General features: G+C 39.5%; 8 protein-coding genes. 6 read left to right on the top strand and 2 right to left on the bottom strand.

Annotation, left to right across the window (positions count from 1 at the left end):
- The first annotated feature begins 910 nt into the window (after positions 1–910).
- The 6 genes from Q8S11_RS09495 (at position 911) to Q8S11_RS09470 (ending at position 6,933) form a co-directional block, all read left to right on the top strand.
- On the top strand, positions 911–1,816 hold the full coding sequence (locus Q8S11_RS09495) for an outer membrane protein assembly factor BamD (RefSeq protein WP_305661853.1): 906 nt from the start codon (positions 911–913) through the stop codon (positions 1,814–1,816).
- Position 1,817: 1 nt separating this feature from the next.
- Positions 1,818–2,144, top strand: a complete 327-nt coding sequence (locus Q8S11_RS09490; protein WP_305661852.1) for a DNA-directed RNA polymerase subunit omega — start codon at positions 1,818–1,820, stop codon at positions 2,142–2,144.
- A gap of 72 nt (positions 2,145–2,216) precedes the next feature.
- Positions 2,217–3,416, top strand: a complete 1,200-nt coding sequence (gene coaBC / locus Q8S11_RS09485) for a bifunctional phosphopantothenoylcysteine decarboxylase/phosphopantothenate--cysteine ligase CoaBC (RefSeq protein ID WP_305661851.1) — start codon at positions 2,217–2,219, stop codon at positions 3,414–3,416.
- Positions 3,413–4,306: a DUF4835 family protein gene (locus Q8S11_RS09480; RefSeq protein WP_305661850.1), complete on the top strand. Its 894-nt coding sequence runs from the start codon at positions 3,413–3,415 to the stop codon at positions 4,304–4,306. The genes coaBC and Q8S11_RS09480 overlap by 4 nt, the downstream gene beginning before the upstream one ends.
- Positions 4,307–4,374: 68 nt before the next feature.
- Positions 4,375–6,039 carry a DNA repair protein RecN gene (gene recN / locus Q8S11_RS09475; protein WP_305661849.1) on the top strand — a complete coding sequence of 555 codons (1,665 nt, stop codon included), beginning with the start codon at positions 4,375–4,377 and terminating at the stop codon, positions 6,037–6,039.
- A gap of 69 nt (positions 6,040–6,108) precedes the next feature.
- Positions 6,109–6,933 (top strand): enoyl-ACP reductase, encoded by an 825-nt coding sequence (locus Q8S11_RS09470; protein ID WP_305661848.1) that lies wholly within the window; start codon positions 6,109–6,111, stop codon positions 6,931–6,933.
- Positions 6,934–7,066: 133 nt separating this feature from the next.
- On the opposite strand, the gene Q8S11_RS09465 is transcribed toward Q8S11_RS09470, so the two are convergent.
- Both Q8S11_RS09465 and Q8S11_RS09460 read right to left on the bottom strand, forming a co-directional pair.
- Complete coding sequence (locus tag Q8S11_RS09465; protein WP_305661847.1) at positions 7,067–7,453, bottom strand: hypothetical protein; 387 nt, start codon at positions 7,451–7,453, stop codon at positions 7,067–7,069.
- 140 nt (positions 7,454–7,593) lie between these two features.
- Positions 7,594–10,128 carry an ATP-dependent Clp protease ATP-binding subunit gene (locus tag Q8S11_RS09460; RefSeq protein ID WP_305661846.1) on the bottom strand — a complete coding sequence of 845 codons (2,535 nt, stop codon included), beginning with the start codon at positions 10,126–10,128 and terminating at the stop codon, positions 7,594–7,596.
- Positions 10,129–10,293 lie beyond the last annotated feature (165 nt).

Below are 10,293 nucleotides of genomic sequence, written 5' to 3'. Positions count from 1 at the left end.
AGGCCTGCCGCTAGCGTTCATCCTGAGCCAGGATCAAACTCTCCATTGTAAAATGTTGGTTTGTCCTAGCCCTATTATATCTCAAATAGAACTAGTATTAATTATATCTATGTTCGTATTTAACTTAAAATAACAAAGTATCTTATTACTCGTTATACTTCAATTGACATTTCTTTAAAGAACGTTGCGCCCTCGCCTCGCGGGTTGGCATATATCTATCTGGTATTGCTACCAGCTAAATCTTTCAGTATTTATCGCTCCAGGCATCGCGCCATCAGCTTGTTGTAGTATCCCGTTTTTGTTGGGACTGCAAAGGTAGAAACATTTTCTACTTAAGCCAAATTTATTTTGAAGTTTTTTTCGCTGAGCCTTTTCACCCACGCTCCTCACTAATCTACCCCCTCCTTTTCCTCCAAAACCCTCAAATAACATCCCACATCTCCTTCGTTGCGGGTTGCAAAGGTATGTAAATTCAATACACTACACAAGGGTAATGAACAATTAATTAATGAGATTTACTTAAGTCGCTGGAAACAAGCAGGAAAAATTTAAAACAGATTAAACAACATCTTAAATACTCCAAAAGCATTGCTTTTAAAAAGATTGAAGCGAATAGCCCGAACCCTCACAAAGGGTCGCCCCCAGAATCCAGGCAGAGGCTAAAAGGCGAAAGCTAAAAGGCGAAAGCTAAAAGCTGAAAGCTGAAAGCTGAAGAAAAATTTTTTCTTACTGAATAAGCATTCAAACCGAGCGCTATAATTCCACCTGCACCCTGGATGAAATTAGAATTCAAATTTGTTAAAGAATGTTAAACATCTGCCTATATATATACAAAGGGATATTTTCGCGTATATAATAATGAGTATCAATTAATAATTGAAATTTTACCGATTTACCTTATCTTTGCAGAATGTTTAAAAATAAGCTTAACATATCCCTAAGCATATTACTGGTTATAATTATTGCGTTTACAGGCTGTAAAAGCAAATATGAAAAACTTCGTGCAAGCAATGATACCGCCAAAAAGTACCGGGAAGCGGTGCGTCTTTATGAGAAAAAGGACTACAATAAAGCGCTTGGACTATTTAGTGATCTTGTAACCAAATATCGTGGATCTGCTGAAGCAGAAGACCTATCCTATTATTTTGCATACACACATTATAAATTAAGGGATTATACAACTGCACGATATCATTTTAAAACATTTGCCGACACGTATGCTTCGAGCCCAAAAGCAGAAGAATGCCGGTTCATGGCTGCCTATTGCTTTTATCTGGAATCTCCGATATATTCACTTGATCAGGAGAACACGATAAAAGCAATCGAATCATTACAGTTATTTATAAACTTATATCCAAAAAGTGAACGGGTTGCCGAGGCCAGTAAATTGATTGGAAATCTACGTGATAAACTTGAAACTAAGTCGTATGCGAACGCTAAATTATTCCTGGACATTGGGGATTACAAATCGGCAGTGATTGCATTCAGAAATTCAGCACGTGAGTTTCCCGACACAAAATATGCCGAAGAAATGGAATTCCTGACCATTAAAGCTCAGGCATTATATGCCAGAGCAAGTTTTGAAATTAAACAGGAAGATCGTTATAATGAAGCCATCGGGTTATATAATGAATTTGCACAGAATTATCCTTCAAGTAAATACCTGAAAGAAGCGGAAGATATAAAGAAAAGCAGTGAGAAAGCAATTATTGATGTAAGAAAACTGATCGCTCTGCAAACAGCAGAAATGAAAGCACAGGAAGAAAAAATCAAAGCTGCAGAAGAAAGTAAAAAAGAAGACATAAAAAACAAGTAAAATGAGTACTACTAAACCCCTTATTCCAAATACTACAGTAACTCGTGATGTTCGTGAACTGGATAAAACAACCGACAATGTTTATGAGTCGATTGTAATTATCAGTAAACGTGCTAACCAGATTGCGAATAACCTTAAAGAGGAACTTCATGGTAAACTGGCAGAATTTGCATCATCCAATGACAATTTAGAAGAGGTGTTTGAAAACCGTGAGCAAATAGAAATATCTAAACACTATGAGCGCATGCCTAAGCCATCGCTTATTGCTGTTGATGAGTTTTTAAACAACAAGGTTTATTACCGCAATCCCTCTAAAGAGCAAAACTAACAAAGCAAGGGAGCATAGTACTTTTATGTGCTATGCACCATGCATGCTTTCAGATGGGTAAATCTTTGCCCTATGCTTATAAATAAGAACATTCTCCTGGGCGTTTGTGGCAGTATTGCCAGCTACAAATCGGCATTTCTGGTACGTTTACTGGTTAAAGCCGGTGCAAATGTCAGGGTTGTGATGACAAAGGATGCCTGTAACTTCATTACTCCTTTAACGCTTTCAACACTTTCCAAAAATCCTGTTTTTATCAATTATTTCGACACTGATACCGGAAGCTGGAATAATCATGTAGAACTAGGATTGTGGGCTGATCTGATGATCATAGCCCCTGCCAGCGCTAATACTCTGGCTAAATTCGCTAATGGATTATGTGACAATCTACTATCAGCCGTGTATCTTTCCGCAAAATGCCCGGTTTACTTTGCACCCGCAATGGATCTGGATATGTGGAAACATCCCGCAACACAAAAGAACATTGCTACACTGATTGGTTTTGGGAACAAAATGATTCAGCCAGACTATGGTGAATTAGCCAGCGGACTAACAGGGGATGGCCGAATGGCAGAACCTGAAGCAATTTTTCAAGTCCTGAGTGGTGAATTAAAAAAAAAACTTCCGCTAAGAGGTAAAAAGGCGCTTGTAACTGCAGGTCCAACCTACGAAGCAATCGACCCCGTCAGATTTATTGGCAACCATTCCTCAGGAAAAATGGGATTTGCAATTGCTGAAGAACTCGCTGCTTTAGGCGCTTCAGTTGTACTGGTTACAGGACCAACATCGCTCAGTCTTAACAATCAGGGCATTAAGAGAATTGACGTCACGTCTGCCGAAGAAATGCTTGAATCAGCTATAACTAATTTTGCCGGGACTGACATCTCCATATTAAGTGCTGCCGTTGCGGATTACCGGCCTAAAGACATCTCTCCTACCAAAATCAAAAAGGATAGTTCAGAGTTCGTAATCGATCTGATCAAAACCCCGGATATACTGGCAACTTTGGGGAAAGAAAAAAAAACCGGCCAGATACTTGTCGGTTTTGCCCTTGAAACAAATAATGAGGAAGAAAACGCTATTAAGAAACTCGAAAAGAAAAATCTGGATTTCATTGTTCTGAATTCACTCAGAGACGAGGGTGCAGGATTTAAAAATGATAGCAATAAGATTACCATCATTGACCGGAAACTGAATAAAAAAACATTTGATTTAAAACCGAAAACTGAAGTTGCAGCAGATATCTGCAAAAAAGTCTTAGATTTATTAGGATGAAATACCTGATCTGTTTTTTTCTTTTAATCCTATCTCAGGCTGTCCATTCACAGGATTTGAATGCCCGTGTCCAGATCCTGGCACCCCAACTGGCAAACTCAAATCAACGGCTACTTGATATACTCGAAACAAGTATCAAAGATTTCTTAAATAACAAGAGATGGTCTGCAGATGCACTTCAGCCCCAGGAGAGGATTGACTGCAATTTTGTAATCACAATTACCGACTGGGATGGGTCAAGCAATTTCAAAGCAGAGGCCCAGATTCAATCAAACAGGCCGGTATTCAATAGTTCTTACAGCAGTACCCTATTGAATATAAGTGACAGGGATTTTGGTTTTACCTATTCTGAAGGTCAGCCTCTCGATTTTTCGGAACAAAACTACATCAATAACCTGAGCTCATTACTCGCGTTTTATGCCTACATCATCACAGGGATGGATTATGACTCCTTTTCGAAATTCGGAGGTTCAGACTATTTCGAAAAAGCTCAAACAGTATTGAACAATGCACAAGCCGCCCCGCATAGCGGATGGAAAGCTTTTGAAAACCTTAGAAACCGCTTCTGGCTTGTAGAGAATCTAATGAATAAGTCGTTCAATCCTCTTCGTGAAAGCCTTTATATCTATCATAGATATGGATTGGATGTCATGGCTGAAAATCAGGCTAAAGGAAGAAAAGCGATTCTTTCTGTTATCCCGCAACTTCAGAAAATCGACAGACAGAAACAAGGTTCAATCTTAAATCAGATCTTTTTTACTGCTAAAGCTGATGAAATAGTTAATATACTTGGCTCTGCTGAACCCCAGGAAAGGCTGAAGGCCTACAACGCATTGTCGGTGATAGATCCTTCAAACAGTTTAAAGTACGAATCCCTGAAAAAACCTTAACAGGTGATTTCATGAATGCAGGTACAATTAATCAAAATACTTAATTTAGCTCAAATCTTTTCGAATACATGCTCAAGCGACTGGCAATTAGGAATTATGCCTTAATAGATAACCTGGATATTTCATTCTCCAATGAACTGAATATCATGACCGGCGAGACTGGAGCAGGTAAATCTATCATTCTTGGTGCACTCTCCTTAATCTTAGGGCAACGTGCTGAAGGGAAGTACTTTTTCAACCAGCAAAAAAAATGTGTGATCGAAGGAATTTTTGAAGTAAATGGATTTCGTCTTGAAGATTTTTTTACGGAAAATGATCTGGATTATGACCGTGAAACGGTTTTAAGACGGGAAATCTCATCCGATGGTAAAACAAGGGCTTTCATCAATGATACCCCTGTTAATTTGGCTCTGCTCAAGAAACTCGGAGAAAAACTAATCGACGTTCATTCGCAGCATGCTACACTTGAAATTAATGATGAAGAGTTTCAGTTACTGGTCATAGATACGGTTGCAGGGAATGAAGACCTTCTCTCTGATTACAGAAGCACCTACAAAGCATACAGAATAGCTCAGTCACGCTTAAAGGAAATGATTAGTCTTAGTGAGCAAAACAAAGCAGATCTCGATTATTTCCAGTTTCAGTATGACGAACTCGAAAAAGCAGGATTAGCCTTGGGTGAGCAGGAAGAACTTGAACAAGAACAAAGTGAATTGACTCATGCTGAGGAGATCAAAAGAAGCTTACTTATTTCAATTGGCCTTTTGAGTGAGAATGAGCCCTCAGTTGCTGCACAAATTAAAGAGGCATTAATCAGTTTGGCTAATGCAGAAAAATTTAAACCTGAAATTGCTAAAATCACTGAAAGACTCAACAGTAGCCTGATAGAAATTAAAGACCTTATTTCTGAATTGGAAAACATTGAACAAAGGAGTCTGATTAATGAATCAAGACTTGAAGAAGTAAATGAACGCCTGGATTTACTATATTCCCTGCAGAAGAAACATCGTGTAAACTCAGATACCGAACTAATAGCCATCCGGGATCAGTTTTCCATAAAAATTAACAGCATTCTATTTGCTGATGAAGATATTGAAAAATTAAAAACCGAGAGTGATAAGTTACATCAGGAAATGATAGAACTGGCAGATACAATCAGTAAGCGCCGGACTGATTGTATCCCAAAGGTAGAAACACAAGTCATGCAAACCTTATCAGAAATTGGTATGCCAAATGCTGTTCTTCAAATAATAAATGAAACACTCCCTGAAGGGAAATTCGACACAAACGGAAATAATCAGATCAGATATCTGTTCAGTGCAAACAAAGGACAGATTCCCTTGCCAATGAACAAGGTAGCTTCCGGGGGTGAACTTTCACGATTAATGCTGGCCATTAAGTCTTTGGTTGCTATACATACCGCACTTCCAACAATTATATTTGATGAAATCGATACCGGTATTTCGGGAGAGATAGCATTGAGAGTTGGGAATATTATGGAGAAATTATCAAAAAATATGCAGGTTATCGCTATTACCCACCTACCACAAATTGCCAGTAAAGGGAGCACTCATTTTTGTGTTTACAAGGATGAAGAAAGCGAAATTTCACATACCCAGATCAGGCAATTGGATAAAGAAGAACGGGTACTGGAACTTGCAAAAATGCTCAGTGGTAATAATCCGGGAGAATCTGCGATTCAAAATGCCCGGGAATTACTCTTAAATTTTTAAAGAGTTTTAGAATTAGAGATTAATAATAACTTTAGCTTTTTATTTAAGTCAAAAACCAAAATCAATCATATGTATAACTTACTGAAAGGTAAAAGAGGAATCATTTCAGGAGCATTGGATCAAAATTCAATTGCCTGGAAAGTCGCAGAGAAAGCTCATGAAGAAGGTGCTGTATTTGTTCTTACCAATGCACCAATAGCCATGCGGATGGGTGAAATTAACACATTGGCTGCAGCCACCGGATCACAAATTATACCGGCTGATGCTACAAGCGTAGAAGACCTGACTAATCTTTTTACTCAATCTCAGGAAATTCTGGGCGGAAAAATCGATTTTGTCCTTCACTCCATTGGTATGAGTGTTAACATTCGCAAGAAAATTCCTTACCCTGAGCTTAACTATGAATACTTTCAAAAAGGAATAGATGTTTCTGCCCTGTCTTTACATAAAATGTTAAGTGTAGCGAAGAAAATGGATGCCATAAACGAATGGGGTAGTGTAGTTGCGCTGACTTATATGGCAGCCCAGCGTACCTACCCTTTCTATACCGATATGGCTGACATTAAGGCTATGCTTGAATCAATTGCACGGAGTTTCGGTTATCACTACGGACTGGATAAAAAAGTTCGTATTAACACCGTTTCACAATCTCCCACAAAAACTACTGCAGGTACCGGAATCAAGGGTTTTGGCAGCTTCTATGATTATGCCGACGCAATCGCACCACTTGGAAATGCTGATGCAGAATCCTGTGCAGATTATTGTATCACCTTATTCTCTGACCTCACCCGTATGGTGACCATGCAAAATCTGTTTCACGATGGGGGATATTCTTCTACCGGGGTAAGTGATGATGTGATGTATCGTTTAGGCGTTGAGAATGGTGAGGGTTAATATCAATCGATCCCTAAGGCTTTAAACGCCCTGCATTTATAAAAAAGGCCCATTCTAAAATTATAGAACGGGCCTTTTTGCGTTCTGAAGTACGATTCTTTTCTCCACTCTCCATTCTCCACTCTCAACTATATCAGATTGATTCGATAAGCACAATCTTAACTTTTACCGATCCCGGTGGAGTGACTGTTCCTATTCCATCAGAGCTCTGTATTTCCATCACAATCTGTCCTGAACGGGTTAAATAACTATAGGAAACACCATTGTAAACCTGAGGAATCTGTTCATAAGTCCCATTATCAAAGGAAATATAAACCAGAACGGCTCCATAGTCATTGAAATAATTATCGATCTCAGGCATATTGATTGAAGCGGTATAGCTACGGCCTCCATCAAGCTTAATCCAGTTCCCGGGGTTAAGCGTTGCAAAAATGGTGCGGTTAGGGACAATATATTCCTTTTTGCATCCTGCACCTAACAACATAATACTCATGGCAAAAAGAAAGACCGATTTTTTCATCTAATTATTTTTATAGTTTGTTATCACGCAAGTGCGGGATGGAACCTTTGATGTTATCCAGGAAAGGCCTGTATAATGAGGACGAAAAAAAAGGGCTGACAGTTGCATCTGTCAGCCCTTAATAATGAAATTAAATCTGATTATTCTTCTTTCTTTTCTTCTTTCTTTCTTTTAGCGGTTTTGGCTTTTGCGATAATCCGGATTTCCTCTTTCTCCTTGTCGTAATCCACCTCCATTGTATCTCCTTCTGCCAGCTCTCCTTTCAGGATCTCTTCAGCGATCGGATCTTCCAGATGCTTCTGAATAGCACGTTTCAACGGTCGTGCGCCAAAATTTGAATCATAACCCTTTTCGGCGATGAAATCTTTAGCTGCTTCGGTCAATTTAATTTCATAACCTAATCCATGAATCCGGTCGAATAATGCTTTTAATTCAATGTCAATAATTTTGAAGATATCTTCTTTGGTCAGTGAATTAAACACAACCACATCATCCACACGATTCAGAAACTCAGGAGCAAAAGCACGCTTTAGTGCATTCTCTATAACTCCCCTTGAGTAAGTATCGGCTTGTGAAGATTTTGCCACTGTACTGAAGCCAACTCCCTGTCCGAAATCCTTTAATTGTCTGGCTCCGATATTGGAAGTCATGATAATGATTGTATTCCTGAAATCAACCTTACGGCCCAAACTATCCGTAAGCTGACCTTCATCAAGTACCTGCAAAAGTATGTTAAACACATCAGGGTGAGCCTTTTCAATCTCATCAAGAAGTACCACTGCATATGGTTTTCTTCTGACTTTTTCTGTCAGTTGTCCGCCTTCTTCATAACCCACATATCCCGGAGGCGCTCCCACTAAACGTGAAACAGCAAATTTCTCCATGTATTCACTCATGTCAACCTGAATCAATGCATCCTCAGTATCAAACATGAAACGGGCAAGTTCTTTGGCCAACTCTGTCTTTCCGACACCGGTTGGGCCCAGGAAAATAAAGGAGCCGATTGGTTTTTTAGGATCTTTCAATCCGGCACGCGTACGCTGAATAGCCTTTGTTAATTTTTTAACCGCATCTTCCTGCCCGATTACTCTCGCATTGATTGAATCAAACATTCCCAGTAATTTGATGCTGTCTGCCTGACCAACCCTTTGAACAGGGATACCGGTCATCATGGATACTACCTCGGCAACATTATCTTCGGTTACGGTATAACGCTTAGTCTTGGTTTCTGCTTCCCACTCACTTTTTGCTTTTTCAAGCTCCTCAAGCAGGTTTTTCTCAGTATCACGAAGTTTGGCAGCTTCCTCATATTTCTGACTGCGAACCACCTTATTCTTCTCAATTTTGATCTCTTCTATCTTTTGCTCCACATCAATTATATTCTGTGGCACATGGATATTGGTCAGGTGAACTCGTGACCCTGATTCATCAAGGGCATCAATAGCCTTATCAGGCAGGAACCTGTCAGTGATATAACGTGTTGTCAAACTAACACATGCGTTGATAGCCTCATCAGTATAAGTTACACCATGATGCTCTTCATATTTTTCTTTAATGCGGTTCAGGATCTCAATAGTCTCAACCGGAGTTGCCGGCTCAACCATTACTTTCTGGAAACGGCGGTCCAGGGCTCCATCCTTCTCAATATACTGACGGTATTCGTCAAGTGTGGTTGCACCGATACATTGAATTTCACCTCTTGCTAATGCTGGTTTGAACATATTCGAAGCATCCAGCGAACCTGATGCCCCACCGGCTCCAATGATGGTATGGATCTCATCAATAAACAGAATGACATCAGGAGATTTCTCCAGTTCATTCATCACTGCTTTCATTCTTTCTTCAAACTGACCGCGGTATTTTGTACCCGCAACTAAAGAAGCAAGATCCAGGGTAACTACCCTTTTATTAAATAATACACGAGATACTTTACGCTGGATAATTCGTAAAGCAAGTCCTTCTGCAATCGCAGATTTACCCACACCCGGTTCACCAATCAGTATCGGATTATTCTTTTTACGACGTGATAAAATCTGGGATACTCGTTCAATCTCCTTTTCACGACCCACAATAGGATCCAGTTTACCATCCTCAGCAGCACGCGTCAGATCCCGGCCAAAATTATCCAGAACCGGGGTTTTGGATTTAATGTCAGAAACCTTTTTTGGCTGACTAAAGCTTTCTTCTTCCCTGAAATCATCGTCACCTGCAGGTGAACCCGGAGCTTCATCACGGAAACCTTCCTTATTATTCTCAACTTCAGCCTTGAATATATCGTAGTTCACATTATACTGCTGCAAAATCTGCGATGCAATATTATCTTCATCCCTCAAAATAGATAAGAGCAAATGTTCTGTACCGATAATATCGCTTTTAAATATTTTAGCCTCTAAGTAAGTGATTTTCAACACCTTCTCTGCCTGTTTGGTTAAAGGAATATTTCCCAGATTAACAGTCGTACTGGATGTTCCCTTCACAGAATCCTCCACCGACTTGCGCAAACGGGCAGTATCGACACTTAAACCTTTTAAAATCTTTATTGCCATCCCATCTCCTTCCCGGATAAGTCCCAGCAATAAATGCTCTGTGCCAATATAATCATGGCCCAAACGCAGGGCTTCTTCCCTGCTATATGATATCACGTCTTTGACGCGTGGAGAAAATTTCGCTTCCATTAGTATACCTTTCTGTATTTTAATGCCCTAAGCTATTAATAATATGAATTAATAGACCTCTGGCTATTGTAACAAGTTATCAACAATTACGCCATTTCGGTTAAAAAGGTTTTACGATAGGAAGACATAATAAAGTTGACATGTCTCTGACTAAAATCCGATATT

It is taken from the genome of Daejeonella sp. (assembly GCF_030695525.1).
Taxonomy (GTDB): Bacteria; Bacteroidota; Bacteroidia; order Sphingobacteriales; family Sphingobacteriaceae; genus Daejeonella.
This window is presented reverse-complemented; position numbering and strand designations above follow the sequence as displayed.

Bases quoted from the DNA above. Each gene is read 5' to 3' on its own strand.
- Q8S11_RS09495 (WP_305661853.1), top strand. From the start codon at position 911: ATGTTTAAAAATAAGCTTAACATATCCCTAAGCATATTACTGGTTATA.
- Q8S11_RS09490 (WP_305661852.1), top strand. From the start codon at position 1,818: ATGAGTACTACTAAACCCCTTATTCCAAATACTACAGTAACTCGTGAT.
- coaBC (WP_305661851.1), top strand. From the start codon at position 2,217: ATGCTTATAAATAAGAACATTCTCCTGGGCGTTTGTGGCAGTATTGCC.
- Q8S11_RS09480 (WP_305661850.1), top strand. From the start codon at position 3,413: ATGAAATACCTGATCTGTTTTTTTCTTTTAATCCTATCTCAGGCTGTC.
- recN (WP_305661849.1), top strand. From the start codon at position 4,375: ATGCTCAAGCGACTGGCAATTAGGAATTATGCCTTAATAGATAACCTG.
- Q8S11_RS09470 (WP_305661848.1), top strand. From the start codon at position 6,109: ATGTATAACTTACTGAAAGGTAAAAGAGGAATCATTTCAGGAGCATTG.
- Q8S11_RS09465 (WP_305661847.1), bottom strand. From the start codon at position 7,453: ATGAAAAAATCGGTCTTTCTTTTTGCCATGAGTATTATGTTGTTAGGT.
- Q8S11_RS09460 (WP_305661846.1), bottom strand. From the start codon at position 10,128: ATGGAAGCGAAATTTTCTCCACGCGTCAAAGACGTGATATCATATAGC.